Origin of the sequence: Chitinophaga sp. (assembly GCF_039596455.1) — a bacterium.
GTDB lineage: Bacteria > Bacteroidota > Bacteroidia > Chitinophagales > Chitinophagaceae > Chitinophaga.
Genome location: NZ_JBCNJR010000001.1, coordinates 1,370,713 through 1,390,752 on the forward strand (window position 1 = coordinate 1,370,713; position 20,040 = coordinate 1,390,752).

Annotated in this window: 18 protein-coding genes; 9 read left to right on the forward strand and 9 right to left on the reverse strand. The window is 53.0% G+C overall.

Annotation, left to right across the window (positions count from 1 at the left end):
* Positions 1 to 41: 41 nt before the first annotated feature.
* Positions 42 to 317, forward strand: a complete 276-nt coding sequence (locus tag ABDW36_RS05745; protein WP_343700921.1) for a hypothetical protein — start codon at positions 42 to 44, stop codon at positions 315 to 317.
* On the opposite strand, the gene ABDW36_RS05750 is transcribed toward ABDW36_RS05745, so the two are convergent.
* Both ABDW36_RS05750 and ABDW36_RS05755 read right to left on the reverse strand, forming a co-directional pair.
* Positions 277 to 837 (reverse strand): 2'-5' RNA ligase family protein, encoded by a 561-nt coding sequence (locus tag ABDW36_RS05750; protein ID WP_343700922.1) that lies wholly within the window; start codon positions 835 to 837, stop codon positions 277 to 279. The genes ABDW36_RS05745 and ABDW36_RS05750 overlap by 41 nt on opposite strands.
* Positions 838 to 840: 3 nt before the next feature.
* On the reverse strand, positions 841 to 1,260 hold the full coding sequence (locus ABDW36_RS05755) for a VOC family protein (protein ID WP_343700923.1): 420 nt from the start codon (positions 1,258 to 1,260) through the stop codon (positions 841 to 843).
* Positions 1,261 to 1,393: 133 nt separating this feature from the next.
* Here ABDW36_RS05755 and ABDW36_RS05760 point away from each other — a divergent pair, with 133 nt between their 5' ends.
* Positions 1,394 to 3,271, forward strand: coding sequence for a heparinase II/III family protein (locus tag ABDW36_RS05760; RefSeq protein ID WP_343700924.1), 1,878 nt, complete (start codon positions 1,394 to 1,396; stop codon positions 3,269 to 3,271).
* 60 nt (positions 3,272 to 3,331) lie between these two features.
* Here ABDW36_RS05760 and ABDW36_RS05765 read toward each other — a convergent pair whose 3' ends face one another.
* Positions 3,332 to 3,838, reverse strand: a complete 507-nt coding sequence (locus ABDW36_RS05765) for a VOC family protein (protein ID WP_343700925.1) — start codon at positions 3,836 to 3,838, stop codon at positions 3,332 to 3,334.
* Positions 3,839 to 4,018: 180 nt separating this feature from the next.
* Between ABDW36_RS05765 and poxB the strand changes: the two genes are divergently transcribed.
* Both poxB and ABDW36_RS05775 read left to right on the forward strand, forming a co-directional pair.
* Positions 4,019 to 5,743, forward strand: a complete 1,725-nt coding sequence (gene poxB, locus ABDW36_RS05770; protein WP_343700926.1) for a ubiquinone-dependent pyruvate dehydrogenase — start codon at positions 4,019 to 4,021, stop codon at positions 5,741 to 5,743.
* A gap of 134 nt (positions 5,744 to 5,877) precedes the next feature.
* The gene (locus ABDW36_RS05775) at positions 5,878 to 6,441 is read left to right on the forward strand and encodes a hypothetical protein (protein WP_343700927.1); all 564 of its coding nucleotides are present in this window, start codon (positions 5,878 to 5,880) and stop codon (positions 6,439 to 6,441) included.
* 48 nt (positions 6,442 to 6,489) lie between these two features.
* Here ABDW36_RS05775 and ABDW36_RS05780 read toward each other — a convergent pair whose 3' ends face one another.
* Genes ABDW36_RS05780 through ABDW36_RS05795 form a run of 4 tightly spaced genes read right to left on the reverse strand, consistent with a single transcriptional unit; the run spans position 6,490 to position 9,696 of the window.
* The gene (locus ABDW36_RS05780; RefSeq protein ID WP_343700928.1) at positions 6,490 to 7,395 is read right to left on the reverse strand and encodes a helix-turn-helix transcriptional regulator; all 906 of its coding nucleotides are present in this window, start codon (positions 7,393 to 7,395) and stop codon (positions 6,490 to 6,492) included.
* Positions 7,396 to 7,399: 4 nt separating this feature from the next.
* Positions 7,400 to 8,101 (reverse strand): LytTR family DNA-binding domain-containing protein, encoded by a 702-nt coding sequence (locus ABDW36_RS05785; protein ID WP_343700929.1) that lies wholly within the window; start codon positions 8,099 to 8,101, stop codon positions 7,400 to 7,402.
* A 10-nt stretch (positions 8,102 to 8,111) separates the two neighbouring features.
* On the reverse strand, positions 8,112 to 9,083 hold the full coding sequence (locus ABDW36_RS05790) for a histidine kinase (protein ID WP_343700930.1): 972 nt from the start codon (positions 9,081 to 9,083) through the stop codon (positions 8,112 to 8,114).
* Between the two features lie 40 nt (positions 9,084 to 9,123).
* Complete coding sequence (locus tag ABDW36_RS05795; protein ID WP_343700931.1) at positions 9,124 to 9,696, reverse strand: hypothetical protein; 573 nt, start codon at positions 9,694 to 9,696, stop codon at positions 9,124 to 9,126.
* Between the two features lie 572 nt (positions 9,697 to 10,268).
* Here ABDW36_RS05795 and ABDW36_RS05800 point away from each other — a divergent pair.
* Complete coding sequence (locus ABDW36_RS05800; protein WP_343700932.1) at positions 10,269 to 11,321, forward strand: PDDEXK nuclease domain-containing protein; 1,053 nt, start codon at positions 10,269 to 10,271, stop codon at positions 11,319 to 11,321.
* Positions 11,322 to 11,344: 23 nt separating this feature from the next.
* Here the strand turns inward: ABDW36_RS05800 and ABDW36_RS05805 are convergent, their stop codons facing one another.
* Complete coding sequence (locus tag ABDW36_RS05805) at positions 11,345 to 12,112, reverse strand: SDR family oxidoreductase (RefSeq protein ID WP_343700933.1); 768 nt, start codon at positions 12,110 to 12,112, stop codon at positions 11,345 to 11,347.
* A gap of 114 nt (positions 12,113 to 12,226) precedes the next feature.
* On the opposite strand from ABDW36_RS05805, the gene ABDW36_RS05810 reads away from it, so the two are divergent.
* The 4 genes from ABDW36_RS05810 to ABDW36_RS05825 are packed head-to-tail and all read left to right on the forward strand — an operon-like array spanning position 12,227 to position 17,481.
* A complete protein-coding gene (locus ABDW36_RS05810; RefSeq protein ID WP_343700934.1) occupies positions 12,227 to 14,422 on the forward strand; it encodes a GH92 family glycosyl hydrolase in 2,196 nt (731 codons plus the stop codon).
* A 44-nt stretch (positions 14,423 to 14,466) separates the two neighbouring features.
* The gene (locus ABDW36_RS05815) at positions 14,467 to 15,435 is read left to right on the forward strand and encodes a hypothetical protein (RefSeq protein ID WP_343700935.1); all 969 of its coding nucleotides are present in this window, start codon (positions 14,467 to 14,469) and stop codon (positions 15,433 to 15,435) included.
* A gap of 10 nt (positions 15,436 to 15,445) precedes the next feature.
* Positions 15,446 to 16,081 carry a hypothetical protein gene (locus ABDW36_RS05820; protein ID WP_343700936.1) on the forward strand — a complete coding sequence of 212 codons (636 nt, stop codon included), beginning with the start codon at positions 15,446 to 15,448 and terminating at the stop codon, positions 16,079 to 16,081.
* A 53-nt stretch (positions 16,082 to 16,134) separates the two neighbouring features.
* On the forward strand, positions 16,135 to 17,481 hold the full coding sequence (locus ABDW36_RS05825) for an FAD-binding oxidoreductase (protein WP_343700937.1): 1,347 nt from the start codon (positions 16,135 to 16,137) through the stop codon (positions 17,479 to 17,481).
* A 10-nt stretch (positions 17,482 to 17,491) separates the two neighbouring features.
* Here ABDW36_RS05825 and ABDW36_RS05830 read toward each other — a convergent pair whose 3' ends face one another.
* Complete coding sequence (locus ABDW36_RS05830; protein WP_343700938.1) at positions 17,492 to 19,879, reverse strand: heavy metal translocating P-type ATPase; 2,388 nt, start codon at positions 19,877 to 19,879, stop codon at positions 17,492 to 17,494.
* Between the last annotated feature and the right edge of the window lie 161 nt (positions 19,880 to 20,040).

The following is a 20,040-nucleotide window of genomic DNA, read 5'->3' on the forward strand; positions in this document are numbered from 1 at the left end:
GCGGGCCGTAGTAAGTTTACAGTGCTTAACGCCTGATGTTTATGGTAGAAATATTCAAAACAAATGTGAACAGTGCCTGTTTTGCCCACATGCTCATTTACCGGATACAGCAAACGTTTACGGAGTACATTGTGAATTTTGACCTGGAAGACTGCGACCGTATTCTGCGGGTTAAAAGCACCACCGGGGAAATACAGCCCCTGCCGCTGATAGCTTTCCTGCAAGAGCACGGCTGCGCCGCGGAAGTGTTGCCGGATGATTATCCCGCTTCACCCCTTATGCAGGCGGATGGTTTTTCAAGGGCACTTCATGAATGAGGGTATACTTTTCGCCCGCCCATTTCAGGATGGTGATACGGTCACATACAAACGCATAACGGTAGTCAAAAACGGAAGGGTCTATTTGCCGGAACTTGTGGACGGGAAGGGCCCTGGCAATAGTGAGGTGCGGGGTGATGCTGGCATTCCGGGAGCCCCTGAACACACGGCTGAGGAGCGCAAAGAGGATCTGCACCGGCTCCGGCCGTTCTATTCTCAGATAGAGGGTGCCTGTTTTGCCATGCGTGAAGCTGTCTGCCCCGTTGATCTCAATATCAAAGCAACACATATTGGCCACCGCCTCGGTGACCGTTTTAATAATAAAAGCATCATCATCTGCCGCATTCACGCGGCATAAAGAAATATGGGCCAGAGACCGCAGGTTCATATCATCCAGCCCTACCGCTTCGTGTACCTGCTGTTTGAACCCGGCCACGACTTTTTTGACCGCCGCGGGCGGCGAGATCAGGATGGCATATCTCACCACCGCGCGGTCTTCTTCAAACATATTGAGCTGCATAGGTTATGCGCCTCCCTTCAGATCGTGATTCAGCATCCAGGGTACGCCGTACTTGTCTATCACCATGCCCCAGAGCGCGCCCCAGGCCTGTTTGCGTACCGGCTCCACTACCTGGCCCCCTTTGGACAGATTGGCAAAGTAAGCGTTGATCTCTTCTTCGGTATCACACTGCAAGGCCAGCGCCATGGTGGTACCCTGTATAAAACCGGCCGGGCCCTGCATATCAGTGCCCATCAGCACCAGATCCCCTTTAATGAGCTGGGCATGCATGATCTCTTGTTCCTCCCCGGCGGGGCAGCGCGCTTCAACGGGCATGCCGCCTACAGACTGCAGGGTTAGCTCCCCGCCCAGGGCATCCTGGTAGAATTTCATGGCTTCATGGCAATTGCCGTTGAACGTTAGGTAAGCATTGATAGTAGACATACATTCTTTTTTAACAAAACTAAGGCATACGGTACAGGTATGCAGTTGGTAGATACGACAATTAACGGGGCAATTTGCGACAAAAAAATAAATGGAATCTTGTATATTGTTAACCTGAAAAAAATTCCTCGTCATGATCAAGAAACTATGCGGCAGCGTACTAATGTGCCTGCTCACCTGTCTCCTGGCCCACGCACAGCAAGACTCCGTGGGTCCTTCCGTAAAAATGCCCGGCCATCCCCGTATCCTTTGGCTGCAGGGCGAAGAAAAGAACATTAAACAAACCCTGCGGGGAGATGCCGCCTGGCAAAAAGTGCATAACGCCATACTGGCGGAGTGTGATGCCCTGCAAAGCGTGCCGGTACTGGAAAGGAAAGTAATAGGCCGGCGGCTGCTGAGCGTATCCCGCGAGTGCCTGCGGAGAGTGTTTTTCCTGTCTTATGCCTGGCGCATGACCGGAGAAAAGAAATACCTGCAGCGCGCCGAGAAGGAATTGCTGTCCGTAAGCCGGTTCAGTGACTGGAACCCTTCCCACTTTCTTGACGTAGCAGAAATGACCATGGCCGTGTCTATCGGGTATGACTGGCTGTACAGCGCCCTGCCTGCCGCGTCAAAAAACACCATCCGGGAGGCCATTCTCAAAAAAGGCATTGCCCCTTCCCTGGAATCCCGCAACAATGGCTGGCTGCGCGTTACCAACAACTGGAACCAGGTGTGTAACGCCGGCATGCTGTACGGTGCGCTGGCCATTTATGAGAACGAGCCGGAGCTGGCCCTGCAGATCATTAACAGGGGCATCCGCAGCATTGGACTGCCTATGCATGATTATGACCCTGACGGCGCCTACCCTGAAGGCTACGGCTACTGGGGCTATGGCACCAGCTTCAACGTACTTTTTATCAGTGCCGTGGAAAAGCTGTTCGGCAACGACTTCGGGCTGGTCAGCAAACCGGGTTTCCTGGAAACTGCAGATTATATGGAGCATGTTACCGGCGCCTGGGGCGAATCCTTTAACTATTCAGACGCCGGCAAGGGCGGCGGCATACAGCCCGCCATGTTCTGGTTTGCGGCCCGGCGCAAAGAGCCGTCACTGCTGTGGGTAGAGCGCACCCGTCTTGAAGGGGAAAAATCTTCCCGCCATGTCAGAGACAGGCTGCTGCCGGCCCTGCTGCTCTGGAGCAACGGCGTTCCCATGCGTGAAGTGAAGCCTCCCGCCGCTACTTTCTGGACGGGCAATGGCAAATCTCCCGTGGCGCTGATGCGTACTTCGTGGACAGACAGCGCGGCCATTTATGTAGGGCTGAAAGCGGGCTCCGCTTCCGTGAACCATGCGCATATGGACGTGGGCTCTTTCATTATGGAGGCAGACGGCGTGCGCTGGGGAATGGACTTTGGTATGCAGGACTATAACTCGCTTGAACAGAAAGGCGTCAAGATATGGGACAAAGGCCAGTACGCCCAACGCTGGCAGGTGTTCCGCTACAATAACTACGCACACAGCACGCTTACCATTAACGATTCCCTGCAGCGTGTGAAAGGCAATGCGCCCATCACCCGCCACTCTTCCAAACCGGAGTTCATGCATGCCATCTGTGATTTGAGCGAGGTGTACGATGGCCAGCTGGAAAAGGCCACCCGCGGTATTGCCGTGGTGAACAAGCAGTACGTGGTAGTGAGGGACGAGGTGCAAGCGCCGGCAAAACCCACCAAACTGCGCTGGACGCTGCTCACGCCCGCAGACGTAAAAATAACCGGCAGCAAAACGGCGGAGCTGACCAAAGACGGGAAAAAGCTGCTGCTGAAAGTAGACGCCCCGCTGAATGTGCAGATGAAAACGTGGAGTACCACTTCACCTAATGATTATGACGCGCCCAACCCCGGTACAGTGCTCACCGGTTTTGAAGTAGACCTTCCGCCGGGTTACAAGGGAAGCTTTACCGTGTTACTGGCGCCAGGCGGGGAAAAAGATAAAACATACCATCTGCCCGGTGCGCTGGCCAGCTGGCCCTGATATCAGCGCCGTATTTGAAAGGCGGAACAGGCCGTTTGCAGTGGCCTGTTCCGTCTTTTTTTATTTTCCGAATGCTTTCTCCAGTTCCGCAATATCCAGCTTTTTCATCTGGAATATGGCAGCGCTGACTCTTTGTACTTTGGCGGCATCAGGGTCATCCATCATATCAGCCAATACAGTAGGCACTATCTGCCAGCTGACGCCAAACTTGTCTTTCAGCCAGCCGCACATCTGCGCTTTCTCATCGCCTCCTTCCCGCAGCTTGTCCCAATAATAATCTACTTCCTCCTGGTTGCTGCAGTTGACCACAAATGAAATGGCTTCATTGAACTGGAAATGAGGCCCGCCGTTGAGCGCAATAAATTCCTGCCCGTCCAGTATAAATTCAATGGTAAGCACAGAACCTTCCGGCATGCCGTGAAACTCGAAGCCTTCTTTGCCGTAGTAAGTCACCCTGCCCTTTTTAGCGTTCTTGAAAATGCCCAGGTAGAAGTTTACCGCTTCTTCCGCATTCTTGTTAAACCAAAGATTGGCGCTGATCCTCTGGTTGGATAATCTCTTTGACATGATATACTTTTTTGGGTTTTGAAACGATGTTTTTGTTTTGTTGATACAAAAGTAGAGCAGGGTTTTTACTCCCATGTGGTGCAAATCTGACTTTTTAAGGGGCTGATTGCGACAACGGGCTGTTTTTATCCGGGAGCAAACAATATGCGCTCCGTGCTGTTTGTAAAATAAAAACTTCCTATGGCACGTACAGTAGCTTCCATGCTGGTAGATATGTTGGCCGAAGCCGGGGTAAAACGTATACACGGCGTAGTAGGCGATTCCCTTAACGGTATTGTAGACGAGATACGCCGCGGCAATAAAATAGAATGGGTGCATTACCGGCATGAAGAAGCCGCCGCCTTTGCCGCGGGCGCGGAAGCGCAGCTAACCGGCCGGCTGGCCGTTTGCGCCGGCAGTTGCGGCCCCGGTAACCTGCACCTCATTAACGGCCTGTACGACTGTCACCGCAGCATGGCGCCCGTGCTGGCCATTGCCGCCCACATTCCCAGCAACGAAATAGGTACCGGGTATTTCCAGGAAACACATCCTGAGCTGCTTTTCAGGGAATGCAGCCACTATTGCGAGATCATATCTTCCGCCCGCCAGATGCCGCGCCTGGTGCAGATAGCGGTGCAGAATGCCGTAGGCCTCAAGGGAGTGGCGGTATTGGGCATTTCCGGAGATGTGGCTATGCAGGACGTGGAAGCGGAAAGCTGGCCACTGCTGTTGCCCCATGAGCCGGTGATACGCCCGTCAGATGCGGCGCTGGCCACACTGGCGCAATGGATCAACGGCTGCAGCAAAATAACCCTGCTCTGCGGCAGCGGCTGCGCCGGGGCGCATGAGGAGCTGATGGCCCTGGCAGGCGCCGTGCAATCTCCCATTGTACACAGCCTCCGTGGTAAAGAGCACGTAGAGTATGATAATCCTTTTGATGTAGGCATGACCGGCCTGATAGGCTTCGCCTCCGGTTACCACGCCATGGAAGAAAGCGAGCTGCTGCTGATGCTGGGCACAGACTTTCCTTATAACGACTGGTACCCTGCCAATGCCCGCATAGTACAGGTAGATGTGCGGGCAGACCGCCTGGGCCGCCGGTGCCGGGTAGACCTGGGGCTGGTGGGGCAAGTAAAGCATACCCTCGCCGCCCTGCTGCCGCTGCTGCAGCCAAAAACCGATACCGCCCACCTGGAGCAATGCCTCAACAGGTACCGTAAAAGCCGCAAGAGCCTTGACGCGCACGCGCTGGGCACTGCCGGAGAAAAGCCCGTCCATCCTGAATACCTCACCCGCATTGTTAGTGAAACCGCCGCCCCTGATGCCATCTTTACCGTAGACGTGGGCGCCCCAACCGTATGGGCCGCCCGCTACCTGACCATGACGGCGGAAAGGCGGCTGCTGGGCTCCTTCAACCACGGCTCCATGGCTTGCGCCATGCCCCTGGCCATCGGTGCGCAACTGGAGTATCCCGGAAGGCAGGTTATTTCACTCTCCGGAGATGGCGGTTTTGCCATGCTCATGGGAGACCTGCTGACTATTCTGCAGTACAACCTGCCCGTTAAAATAGTAGTGTACAACAACGGCTCCCTGGGTTTTGTGGCCATGGAAATGAAAGTAGCCGGCCTGCCTCCTTTCGGCACTGATCTCAAGAACCCCAATTTTGCACGCATGGCGGAAGCCATGGGCATGCCGGGCATCCGCGTGGAGCTGCCGGAAGAAATACAGCCTGCTATGGAGAGAGCGCTGGCGCATGATGGGCCTGCGCTGGTAGATGTGCTGGTAAACCCCTCAGAGTTGTCCATGCCGCCAAAAATTGAATTGTCTCAGGCCAAGGGTTTTGGCGTGTATATGCTCAAACAAATTCTGAACGGAGACGGGGCGGAGGTGTGGCAGACCATCAGTAGTAATTTCCTGAAAAAATAGAATCTTCACTTAAGCTAAATAATTCTGCACTAGTGTAAAATCCGCGCCGGAGAAATTGCCAAGTTTTGTAGTGTTAACATCAAGTACTTTTTGTTGCACTAAACAATTTTATTCATCATTAAAATCTTAAAACTATGGCTATTTCAAAAAACAATGCCATCACTTTCGGGGCAAGCGGCACGTTTGCCCAACAAATGGTTATCAGACAGCAGGGCGGTAAAACCGTACTGTGCAAACGCCCGGTAAAGGGTAAAAGCAAGTACCCTGAAAAAGAGCAGCAAATGCGCGACCGGTTCCTGGAAGCGTCTCTCTATGCAAGAGCGGCCATTTCTCATGAACCTACGCGACTGGCTTACCAGGCCGCGGCTGACAAAGGGCAGTCTGCCTACAACATGGCAGTGGCAGACTTTTACATTGCACCGGTCATCAGATCGGTAGACAGCACGGCCTATACCGGGGCGGCTGGCAGCACCATCCGGGTGCGGGCCATTGACAACTTCGGAGTGCAGGCAGTCTCTGTCGAGATCCAGCTGGCGTCAGGCGAAACCCTTGAAAAGGGGAATGCCGCTGCGGACGTTAACGGGCTTGACTGGCTGTATACCGCCACGCAGCCCAATGAAGCATTGGCTGGCAGCAAGCTGATCATCCGCGCAAGCGATCTGCCGGGGAATGTAACCGTACACGAAGTGACGCTGTAAGGCCGGAAGGCCACTGAACAGCCGGACGTGATGAACGTCCGGCTTTTTTTATTTCCGGAACTCGAAGGCGGAGCAGCCGAAGTGGCGGCGAAAGGCGCGGGAGAAAGATGAGAAGTGATTAAAGCCGGTTTCAGCGGCTATTTCCCTGATCGTTTTAGAAGGGTCTTTCAACATGAGGGCGGCTTTTTCCATCCTGGCCGTCAACATGCACTCCCTGATCTTTGTACCGAAAAGTAGCCGGAAGCCGGCCGCCAGCTTCCGGGGGTGGAGGTTGACAGTTTTAGCCAGGTCATGGCCTGATACCGGTTCATGCAGCAGTTGCTCCTGCATTTCCCTGGCCTGGTACACGCTCTCCACGTCAAGGGGAGAAAAATGGTAACGGGTAGAAAAGTCCATGGAATAAGTACTGATGTAATTAACATATTGCAGCAACATATCAATTACCCTGGCCCCAAGAAACAGCTCACGTTCCGTGCCGGCCAGGTCACTCCTGAGAACATCATGGAGCAAGCTCTTGACCCGGTAGTCTATTCGTGAAGCATATTGCCTTGTTTCAAGCGGATGGCCGGCCTGCAGCAATTGAAGCGTTTCCCTGATGCAGGTGTGCTGCAGCGCCAGTTGTTCCAGCGTGTGCAGAGGCGGCGTTACGCATAATACTTCGTATTCCCCTGGTTGTACAACAAGTTCTGTGATACCCGCAGGTTGGTAAGCCAGTTCATAAAACCCTTCCTTCCCGGATAACCCGCCCTTCAGCCAATAGCGCAACTGTACCGCGGCTTCAGGCTGACGCCAGCCCAGGCTCACGGCCGTTTTAATATGCACACGAACGGTGCTCAGGGCAGTTTTCCCGGCCTGTTCCTGAACCAGGCATATGCGTCCGAAACGCCCGGCGAGGTAAACCTCATTGCCGGACGCCCGCGTATCATATGCTTCGTTCAAGGGGTACAGTTCCATGGCATTATATTTTTCTGATTCGTTTATAAAACTCCTCCCGGTACGTTTCACTGACCGGTATGATGTTAGTCCCGATGTGGATCTCATGGTCCACCAGCATTTCTATTTTGTCTATTGCAACAATATACGATTTGTGCACCCTGTGAAAATCCTGTGCCGGCAGGGTTTCTTCCAGCTCTCGGAGGGTCTGGTAAGTAAGCATGTTCCCCTGGCGGCTGTGTACCTTTACATAGTTTCCCATCCCTTCAATGAAAAGAATATCCTGTATATACACCCTGATAAATTTGTTCCTGCTGTCTCCTTTCAGGAAAATAAACCCCTGCGGCTTTTCTTCCATGGCCCTGAACACCTGCAGCGCTTTTTGAGACGCCTTTACGAACCGTTCGAAAGACACGGGTTTTAACAGGTAGTCTATCACGTTATGCTCATACCCGTTGAGCGCGTACTCCGGGAAACCGGAAACAATAATGGCGTGGCATTTACCGTTGGTCAGCTGCATGAACTGCAGTCCATTAATGCCCGGCATCTGCACGTCCAGGAAAACAAGCCGGGCGCGGCCCGCTTCTATCCATTCAATAGCTTCTATCGGGTTGGTGGTGGTGCCCGCCAGCTCCAGGAAAGGAATGTTCCGGATGTGGTCACTGATGATCTCTGCGGCAAACGCCTCGTCATCAACAATAATACAGGGTATGGCCGGTTTTTTCATAGCATGATATTTACAGGTTTATTTCCAATGCTGCTTTAAACAGCGTTTCATTTTCCTGAATACTGAGCAAATGGTTACCGGGGTAGAGGAGCTCCAGCCGTCTGCGTACATTGGCCAGGCCAACGCCGCTGGAAGGCGGCTTATTGTCGTGGTTAACGAGATTACATATCTGGAAAGATAACTTTTTTTCCGTTATCCTGAACAGGATGCTGACCGGGTTTTCAGGGTCCGTGACCACTCCGTGTTTGATGGCATTTTCCACGAAGGGGATAAAAAGGAGCGCGGCCGTATGCGCGTCACCGGGGTCTCCTTCCACGTTGAGGGTTACATGGAAGCGGGGGGAGAACCGCATTTCAATAAGCTGGATGTAGTTCCGGATATGCTCAATTTCATGTTTTAAGGCAATTTGTCCGTCGGGGGTTTCTATCAACGTATACCGCATAAGGTTTGAAAGGCGCAGCACAATGTCTGCCAGCCTGGGAGAATCCGGCCTGGCCACATAGTACATGTAATTGAGCGTATTGTAAAGAAAGTGCGGATTTACCTGCGCACGCAGGAAGGTGATCTCCGCCTGTGCTTTCTCCTGTTTTAACGAGATGTTCTCATTTTCCTTGCGGAGGCTCTGTTCAATGCTATAGATGAGAATGCCTAACATGGTAATGGGAATGGCGGCATACATTCTTTTTGAAGGCAGCTCCGGGCTCAGCAGGCTGTCCAGCAAGAGCGCCACAGCGGTGTATACTATCGATGAGCAAACAAAGATCACCACGAAGTGTACCAGTCTTCCCCTTTTCAGGAAAAGCGGGCAGATCAGGGAATAGGAAGCATAAAAAGCGGAGACCAGCCCAACATAGTACATGATCGTTCGCGGCGTAATAAACGGCTCCCTGCCATCTTTTTCCGAATAGATGGCCAGCTGTATGTTGGCGATCAGGAACACCCACACAAGAACGTGTATCAATATTTTCTTTTCTGCTTTCATATCCCGAATGTAGGACGCATGCAAACGCGGCTGCGGGATATTATTTGAAATGCCCTTTTGGGCTGGTGAAAGATGCAGGAGGAAGGGGCAGTACTTTGGTGGCAGTGTTTCCCGGCAGGTCTGTGGCAATGATATGCAGCTGCATTTCTTCAGGAGGGGTCTTTCTGACCATATACATCCAGTCAAACTTGTTTGTTTTTTGTGTTGCCGGGCCTTCTTCCCAGACGTCTCCTTCCGCGGTGAGAATGACCACCTGCACGGCCTGTACCCGGAAATTGTCCCGCACCCGCATCACGATCTGCGGGCCGGCGGCTACCTCCAGTATTTGCGGCGCATGGCAGGCATCCTGCAGGGCCATGTGATACACCTTCCTGGCGCCTTTGGCCCGCGCAGCGTATATGGCGCGCAGGTGAGGCGTTTCAATAACTTTGGCTGCATACTGCTGCGCAGCCTTGAAACGCTCCCGCCCCTGCAGCTGCTTTTCTGACGGCGGTACTGAACTGGGCGCCGGCGCTTTGCATATCACCAGTTTGCCGTGCAGCTTGCGGAACACTACATTGCCCAGCTTGCCGCTGGCCCCGTGGAGAATAATATTGTTAACGGATATTGCCATGTTTTTTTCTGCGAAGGTATCGGTTGTGTTTGCCGGGTATTTGACCTTTCCGGAGAATTATTTAGCATAAGTGCAGAATGTACGGAGTTGAACGAAGGAATAACGAAGCTACCCAGGGAGATGAACGAACAAGTAACTTTTATTTACTTGTTCGTTACTCCTTCGTTACTTGTTCGTTACTTCTTCGTTGCATTCCTTGCCTGTAGCGGGTTTGGCTTCTCTGAAAAGCAGGTAAGCCGTATCCAGCAAGGAATTGAGCTGTTCGTAGAGGTATAGCAGATCAGCGACAAAGTGGCAATTCCTGATAATAATTCGAAATTCCCGATAATATCTCCCAGGAATCAGTAAGTATTTCAGGTGGCAGATTTGCATCACTTATTTCCTATAAATTTGACCGGCCAATTAGCATAAGCAGTTTTTTACCAACCGTTAAAAGGAGCCGTTTTACGGCATGTTCCCAATAATGCACGCACTGCGTGCACAATTCAAACGGCCTCTCTGGAATGCGCCGGTTATGCAATTGCGTCCGCACCGCGGACGCAATGTAAGGTTAACCTGAAAAATTTACCGAAATGAACAACCTGAACAAAAAACAAAAGACGGATTTTGAAGGAATAATTTCCCTGATCAGCGAAGCCAGAAACCGGGCCTTCCAAAGTGTGAATGCAGAATTGGTATCGCTCTACTTTAGGATTGGCGGTATTGTTTCAAGGAAAGTAGAAGCAGGCAATTGGGGGGATGGTACGGTGGATGAACTGGCAGAGTATATACAAGCAAAATATCCTGGCTTGAAAGGTTTTAACCGGAGGGGTATTTATAGAATGAAACAGTTTTATGAAGCTTATGCCGGCCCCGAATTTGTGTCACCACTGATGGCACAAATTCAAAGGGTTGAAAATGAGTTACTTGTACTTGTGCCACCGGTGGTGACACAAGTTGGATGGACACATCACCTGCTGATTCTTTCCAAAACGAAAACACCGCAAGAAAAACTTTTTTACATACAACAATGTATAAATGACAGGCTCTCAAAACGGGAACTGGAACGGCAACTAAATTCCGCCGTATACGAGAGAACTTCCATTGGAAACAAAACGGCGTCCTCGCAGTCTGTCTCATTTCCGGCAGAGCTATTTAAAGACCCTTATATTTTTGAATTTCTCGACCTGCCGGAAGGGCATTCCGAACACGACCTGGAAGCCGCACTGGTACATAACCTGCGTCAGTTCATACTGGAAATAGGCAAGGGGTTTGCCTACATGGGCAATCAACACCGTATCCAGGTAGGTAACAAAGACTATTATACGGATCTTCTTTTTTACAACAGGGATTTGCAGTGCCTTGTTCTTTTTGAATTAAAGGTAGAGGAGTTTGCGCCCGAATTTCTTGGGAAGCTCAATTTCTACCTGGAAGCGCTTGACAGGGACGTAAAACGTCCCCACGAAAATGCAAGCGTGGGAGTGCTTCTCTGTAAAGGAAAAGACAACGAGGTAGTTGAATATGCTATGGCAAGAAATACTTCACCTGCCATGATAGCGGATTATGAAACCAAATTGATCCCCAAGGACCTGCTGGCCAGCAAACTGCACCAGCTGGCAGAGCAATTGACAGCTGGTGCGGAATAGGCTGGCGGTAATGCCAGCTTATTCTACAGGAATATCCCCCCGGAGGCTTCAATCCGCTGCGCATTCACCCATTTGGCCGCGTCGCTGCAAAGGAAGGCTACCACGCTGCCAATGTCATCCGCCATGCCTACTCGGCCCAGTGCGGTTTGGGAGGCAAGGAAGCCATTCATCTCCTTGTTGTCACGCACCGCGCCGCCGCCAAAGTCAGTTTCAATAGGCCCGGGCGCCACTACGTTCACACGGATGCCCCTGCCGCCCAGCTCTTTGGCCTGGTAGCGGGAAAGGGTTTCTATAGCCCCTTTCATGGCAGCATACGCTGCAAAACCTGGAATGCTGAACCGGGCCAGGCCGGTGGAAAGGTTCACGATGCCGCCGCCATCCGCCAGCAGTGGCAGCATTTTTTGTGTGAGAAAGAACGCGCCTTTGAGGTGGATGTTCATGAGGGTGTCAAACTGCTCCTCCGTGGTTTCGGCAAAAGGTACATGGATGCCGATGCCGGCGTTGTTCACCAGGTAGTTTATCTTTTCCGTCTGCAATTGCTCTGGTAGCACGCTCTTCACCTGTTCAACAAAGGCATCGAATGTGCCGGTTTCTGCCACGTTCAGTTGCAGCGCCGCCGCTTTGCCGCCGGCTTTTTCAATGGCTGCCAGCACTGCCTGGGCTTCTTCTGCATTGGTGTTATAAGTGAATATCACATTTGTTCCCTGTTGCGCCAGGGCAAGGGCCATGTCTTTGCCCAGGCCGCGGCTGCCGCCGGTCACCAGGGCTACTTTACTGGTGTTGTTGTTCATGAAAATATCTGTTTAAATATATGGTGCAAAGTTGGGGCAAGACGGGTTTTTAAAATGGCCCGTATCACACTATTATTGGTATAATTCGAAGAATGGCGGTTATATTTACGGACAATGAAAAAGACATCCACGTTATTGTTATTGCTGGCGGGTTACCTTGCTCACTCCCAGCAGCCGGTTACATATGTAAACCCGCTGATGGGCACTTCGCCCGCCACCACCATCAGCGCCGCCAAACATGGCGCCGGTACGGAAATGCTGGCCAATGTGATACCGGCGGTGGGGATACCGTTCGGTATGGTGCAGCTTACGCCGCAAACACGCACCACTGAGCGTAAATGCCTGGCGCCCTATTATTACCAGGATGGAACTTCTTCCGGTTACCGACTCAGCCATTGGCTAAGCGGCTCCTGCACGCAAGACTACGGCAGTGTTACCATTATGCCGCTTACGGGTACGCTGCGGCCGGGCGCCACGCTGCCGCTTGATCATCACAATGAAGCAAGCGGCCCGCATTATTACAAAAACCGGCTGGGCAAAGTGCAAACGGAACTGACGGCCACGGCCCGCTGCGGCATGCTGCAATTCACCATGCTGGAGGCAGACAGCCTGTTTTTACTGGTAACGCCCAACAGTGACAAAAACAAGGGCTTCATCAGGATAGACACAGCCCGCAAAGAGATATCCGGTTATAACCCCGCCTACCGCATTTACCAGGGAAGCGGTCAGCCCGCGGGTTTCAGCGGCTGGTTCCTCATCCAGTACCAGGTAGCCGCCACGGCCGGTACCTTTTCCGCCAATGAAGTGCAAAACGCCCTGCAAATCAGCAACCAGCCTGGCGCGGGAGGATACATCGGGTTGAAGGCGCCAAGGGGAGTGGTAGTGAAACTGCGCATCGGTACGTCTTTCACCGGACTGGAGGGCGCGCGTAAAAACCTGCTGGCGGAAATGAACACCTGGGACTTTGAGCAGGTGAAGAAACAGGCGGAAAATACCTGGAACAAAGCGCTGGGCCAGATAGAAGTGCAAGGGAAAAACGAAGCGGCCAAAACGATATTCTATAGCTCGCTCTACCGTACCATGCAACACCCCAGGCTGATGAGCGATGCAGACGGCAGCTACCCGCGCTTTGCAGGCAGCTACGAAGTGGAGCGGATGAAAGAGGGGAATTATTACGATGATTTTTCCATGTGGGATATTTACCGCGCGCAGCTGCCCCTGTTCGAAATATTGCAGCTCGGCCTTATCAATGATTTTGTGCGCTCCATGATACTGAAAGGCGAACAGGGCGGATGGCTGCCTATTTTCCCCTGCTGGAACAATTACACCGCCGCCATGATAGGCGATCATGTTACCGCCTTTATTGCATCTGCCTGGAACAAGAACATCCGGGGGTATGATGCGGAAAAAGCCTATGCCCTCATGCGCAGGAACGCTTTCAACCCAGCCCCAGCTGAAGATTACAAAAACGGTAAAGGCCGCCGGGCGCTGGATTCCTACCTGCAATACGGCTATGTACCGCTGGAAGACGGCGTGCCGGATGCCTTCCATAAAAATGAACAGGTATCCCGCACACTGGAATATGCTTATGATGACTATGCCTTGTCTATTGTAGCCGCGGGCCTGGGCAAAAAAGCAGACCAGCAGGCGCTGGCAAAACGCGCGCAAAACTATCGTAACATATTTGACCGCAGGCAGGGCTTAATGAACGGCCGCTCTGCTACCGGCAGCTTTTACACACCTTTCCATCCTGACAAAAAGCTGTCTTTCATCACCGAAGGCACGCCCCGCCAGTATACCTTTTATGTACCGCATGATATTAAAGGCCTGCAGGCATTGATGGGCGGGGAAAAGGCATTTGAGAACGCGCTGGACAGTCTTTTCCTTAAAAACGAATACTGGCATGGCAACGAGCCGGGCCACCACATTCCTTTCCTCTACAACTATACCGCATCGCCGTATAAAACCCAGCGGGTGGTGAAACGCATCCTGGAAGAAGAGTACAGCAACGGCACCGGTGGCCTCAGCGGCAACGACGATGCTGGCCAGATGAGCGCCTGGTACGTGTTTGCGGCCATGGGCCTCTACCCGGTAGATCCCGTAAGCGGGGAGTACCAGCTATGCACGCCGTTGTTTGAACGCATCAGGCTGAAATTACCCAATGGTAAAACAATGGAGATCACGGTGAAGGGGGGCGGTGATCATATCCGTTCCATCCGCATCAACGGGCGTACCCATGCCGGCATGAGCATTACGCATGCCATGCTGACGGCAGGAGGGAAGATGGAGATCACAACGGGGAATGATTAGCACTGACAAAACAGTTGCTCTGAGAATATCTCTATCTTAGTTGTATGAAAGGCTTTTGGAAATACTTCTGGATCGTCTACACCCTGTTTTTTGCCATTCCTTTCCCCATGATCATCTACTACAACACCGGTTACCGGTTAGATGGCACGGGAACAAACCCCTGGCTGGCGTTGTTTTACCTGCTGCTATCCATGGTGGCCTGGGGGCTGGTGCTCTGGAGCTTTTTCCGCAGCTTCATCTGGGCCCCGGTGAGGGCTAAACGGGATGTTGCGTACCTGCTGCGCGAAGGGGCCCGTAAAGAGGCGGTGATTGTACAGGCGGACCAGAAAGGCCCGATGGTAGATGGTTTCTCTACTTATGTCCTCACGCTGGCGCTGCGCAATTTCGTCGGGGAGGAAATAACGGAGCAGGTGGCGGTGACAGACAGCCGCCCGGAAGAACGGCGGTTTGAAAAAGGCAAAAGAGTAACACTGCGCATAGATGAACGCCTGAAAACCAATCCTTTGCTGGTACTTGAAGACGCCAGGGCCAGCCTGCGCCCCGGTGTGCTCTTCCTGCTGGCGCTGGTATGGCTGGCCATTGCCGCTGCTATTGTGTGGTACTACGTGTATTCATACAGGTTGCAAAGCGGCGGTACGGGCTGGCGGTTCCTGGTATTTTACCACCCGCTGGTACTGTGCCCGCTCATCCTGCTGTTCACCGGCTTTGGCATTGGCAGGCTGTTGAGGGCATTGGCCGGCATTCCCCGAAACGCACAGCAACTTAAATATTACGGCCGCCGGGCATCTGCCAGCGTGCTTTCTGCCTCACAAACAGGCACTTATATCAATAACCAGCCGCAGGTACGCTTTGAGCTGCGGTACACGGACCACCTGGGGCAAGCGCATACCGCCAGCCTGAAAAAAGTGGTGCCGCTGATTAATATGGGAATTACACAAATGCCTTATCTTCCTGTTTTTTACCTGGAAGACCAGCCAGGGCAGGTAGTTCTGGCCAGTGACCTGGAAAGTTAAACGCGGAAACATGAAAAGAACAGCATTTTGGGTACTTGCTGCCGCTGGCGGCCTTTTAATGACCGCCTCCTGCCAGCAGTTCACCAATACTATCAGGGACACCTTCAACCCGGCCGAAGGCCCAACGGCCGCAGATGCTGAGGGAACATACCTTCCCAGGCGCCCGCGCCGCACCGTTGATTTCCTGAAGGATGCCGGCCGCCTGGGCGCCGCGCAGCAGAAATTGCGGGCGCTGCCGGCTTTTGCGGGCAAAACCATTTATCTCTGCCAGCACGTGCACTTTTATGACGATGGCCGCATTATGGCCAGGTTGCAGCACCCTGAAAACCCGGAATATGCAGACCAGTACAACTATGAAGGGGGTGAATGGACAGGCCCCGTGCCCGTGCAGCTCTCTGTAAGTGAAAATATTGCGGAGCACCGGGTGCCGCTTGACTCCGTGCAGTTTGCCACCATAGCCACCATTTACCGCAACTACACGCAGAAGGCAGACAGCATACAGGGCGCCATGCCGTTCACGCACGCGTACATGATTATCCGGAACCGCAACTTCCAATGGTACCCCCAGCACATCAGCGGCAGCCGGGAAATTTACTACATCAGCTTCCGGCATGATGGCGCTGTTGACCGGTTTTACCGCAAATAGGGCCCCGGTATCTGCCAAAAACGCTTAACTTTGCGCAAAAATTATCGTTTCCGATGCCGTTGAAGAAAGGAAAACTGGTTGGCTGGGGTAATTATCCCGTTGCAGAATCATACATATTAACCCCTCGCAGCGAAAACGACTCCCGGAATATTTTACAGGATACCCCGCTGATTGCCCGCGGGCTGGGCAGAAGCTACGGAGACCAGGCGGTGAACAACAACCGCTATGTGGCCCTCTGCACCCATCTCAACCATTTTATTTCCTGGAATGAGGCGGAAGGCATACTGACCTGCCAGGCCGGTGTAAGCCTGGACGAGATCATTACCGTATTCGCCCCCAAAGGCTGGTTTCCCATGATCTGCCCAGGCACCAAATTCGTGACCCTGGGCGGGGCCATTGCCAATGATATTCACGGCAAGGCCCACCATATAGACGGCTCTTTCGTCAACTGTGTCATTTCTTTCACCATCCTGCTGGCAGACGGCACCATCGTCACCGCTTCCCGAACTGAAAACGCAGACCTCTTCTGGGCCAACTTCGGGGGCCTGGGCCTGCTGGGCATCATACTCACCGTTACGATGAAAATGCGGAAAATAGAGACCACCTATTTCCGACAGAAGTCCATTGCCATCCGCAACCTGGACCATATGCTGGAGGCGCTGGAAACCTATGACCAGGAATACAACTACTCCGTAGCCTGGATAGATGCGGTGGCAAAAGGCAAAAAACTGGGCCGCGGCGTGCTGTCACTCGGCAATGGCGCAGCTTTCAACGAGCTGCCGGAAAGGCTGAAACACCATCCTCTCAAGCTGCATTCTCCCACCAAACTCACCGTGCCCTTCTTTTTACCAGGCTTTGCGCTCAACAGCCTCACGGTAAGAGTGCTGAATAAAGTGATTGCCGTGGTACAGAACTCCCCGAAAGAGTTTGTGCACTACGACAAGTTTTTCTTCCCGCTGGATATGATCAACAACTGGAACAAGGGATACGGCAAAAGAGGCTTCATCCAGTACCAGTTTGTGATACCGGAAGAAGACGGGAAAAAGAACCTGACGGAAATACTGGAGATGATAGCCGATAGCGGATGTACGCCTTTCCTGAACGTATTCAAGAAAATGGGCGAAGGTCAGGGCATCCTTTCTTTCCCTTTCCGGGGTTATACGCTGGCCATAGACTTCCCCGTAACTTCCCGGCTGCTGGCCTTTACGCCGAAGCTGGATGAGAAAGTGCTCTCCTGCGGCGGCCGCCTCTACCTGGGCAAAGACGCGCTGCTGGAAGAAAAAATGTTCAAGGAAATGTACCCCCAATACCCGGAATGGCTGTCTGTGAAGCAGAAATACGATCCCCAGAACAAGTTCAGCTCCGATATTTCCCGCCGTTTGGGGTTGGAAGCCATGTAATTCATACGCGTTAACGTTCCTTATACGCCAGCAACCGCAGGGCATTAAACACCACTACCAGCGTAGACCCTTCATGCGCCATTACCGCCGGGCCAATAGACGCCACGCCGAAAATGGTGAGCGGTACCAGCAGGGCTACCATGCCCAAACTGATCACCAGGTTTTGTTTGATGATGCGGCGGGCCTGCCGGCTGAGGCCTATGGCAAAGGGCAACAGTGTCAGCTGGTCGCCCATCAGCGCAATGTCTGCCGTTTCAAGGGCCACGTCGCTGCCTGCCGCTCCCATGGCAATGCCTACGGTACTTTTGGCCATGGCCGGGGCGTCGTTCACGCCATCTCCCACCATGGCCACTTTATTTTCCCTTGCGGCCAGTTGCTGAATGGCTTCCACCTTCTGCTCAGGCAACAGGTTGCCCCGCGCCTCGGTGATGCCGGTTTGCGCTGCAATGGCTTCGGCTACCTGCTGGTTATCTCCCGTGAGCATGATCATTTTCTGAATGCCGGTTTGCTGCAGCTTTTGCAGGGCTTCCTTTGCTTCCTTGCGAGGGGTATCCATCACGGCAATAATACCGATGAACTGCTTGTCTTTCCTGATCAGCATGGTAGTGTTGCCTGCCGCTTCCAGTTGCTGGACCGCGGTTGTGATCTCTGCATTGTCCAGCGGTGCAAAAAGCGCCATGTTGCCTGCTACAATGATGCTGCTGCCCAGGGTTGCTTTGATGCCCTTACCCAAAACAGCCTCCATGTTCTGCGCTTGCGGTATAGGGGTGTTGCCCAGTTTCTCCAACCCGTCACGAACAATGGCTTTGGCCAGCGGGTGGTCACTCAGGGCTTCTACCGCTACTAAGGTTTTAAGCAGTTCTGTTTCATCCGTACCGGCCAACGGTACTATATGGGTGAGCTTGGGTTTGCCTTCTGTAAGCGTGCCCGTTTTGTCAAATGCCAGGGCTGTGAGCGTTCCAAGATCTTCCAGCGGCCGGCCGCCTTTTATCAGCACACCTGCCCGCGCTGCCCTGGCTACGCCGCTCAGCACCGCACTGGGCGTGGAAATGGCCAGTGCACAGGGGCTTGCGGCCACCAGTACCGCCATGGCCCGGTAAAAACTGCGGCTGAAGGGTTCATCTATCACTACAAAAGCAAAACACAGCAACGCCACCAGTATGAGCACCGCCGGCACAAAGTAGCGTTCAAAGCGGTCTGTGAACTGTTGGGTAGGCGATTTCTGCGTCTGGGCTTCGTTCACCATTTTTACCAGTCGCGCCAGGGTAGAATCTGCCGCCTCTTTGGAGACCTTGATCTCCAGGAGTTCATTGCCGTTGATGGTGCCGGCAAATACACGATGTTTGGCATCCATTTGCGCAGCGTCCGCATCCGGGTTAGCTGCCGCCACCTTATCCACCGGCATGCTTTCTCCCGTAATAGGCGCCTGGTTTACGCTGCCGCTGCCGCTTACCACAATACCATCTGCTGCAATTTTAGTGTGTGGCCGTACAACAATTACATCCCCTTTCCGGAGCTTTTCCAGCGGTACTTCCTGCGTTTGGCCGCCTGTTTTCAGCAGGGCAGTTTTGGGCGCGAGGTCTGTAAGTGCGGCAATGGATTTGCGCGCCTTTTCCATCGCGAAATGTTCCAATGCATGCCCCAGGCTGAACAGGAAAAGCAATAGCGCCCCTTCCGCCCAGCTGCCCAGAATGGCCGCGCCAACAGCCGCTGCCAACATCAGGAAGTCGATTTCGAAACCGCCTTTCCGGATAGTTTCAAAAGCCTCTTTGGCAGTGAAGAAACCGCCAAAGAAATAGGCCGCTATATAACACAGCAGGGCGGGCAGGTCCGCAACGTAAGACAGCCCGTAGCCGGCGCCCAGTAAAGCGCCGCAAAGAAGACTGAAGACAAGCTCCGTGTTTTTGCCGAAGATGCCACCATGTGCGTGATCATGGTCATGTTTGTGCTCATGCGCCTTTATTTGCAGGCCTTCCTTTTTGACAAGCGCTTCAATTTTTTCTTCGCTGGTTATTTCGTTGTCATATTCTATCATAACGGAGCCCGCCGCAGAAACAGCGGCGGAAAGAATACCCTTGTTGCGCAGCAGGGAAGTTTCGATCAGCCGCGTTTGCCGCTGGTGCCGGATGCCTTCCACTTCCAGCAGGAGATGGCCATACCTGCGCGTAATGCCCGCTCCTGCCTGTTCTGCCATTTTCTGTACATGCGCCAGCGTGATCACGTCCGGGTTGTAGTGAAAACAAAGCTGCGGCCGGGTGTTGGCCGTACCGGGTATCACATGTATCTTTTCTATGCCGGGCCTGCCTTCCAGCGTAGTGATGATGCGCTGTACACAGGCGTCCTTTTCGTCAGGAACATCGGGTAGCACCAGGTCTATATTGATCTTGAGTTTTTCCATGTCAGGTTTATTGATGGGGTGGGATAACAATATGAAATTAGGGAATTAGTGGTAATGGGGTTGAAATATTAAATATACGTGGTTGCAGAAATGGGGTGTTCGTTACTTTTTAACCTAACTACCCGCATGCCATTGGAGCAGGTCAATGAAACGGCTTTTAG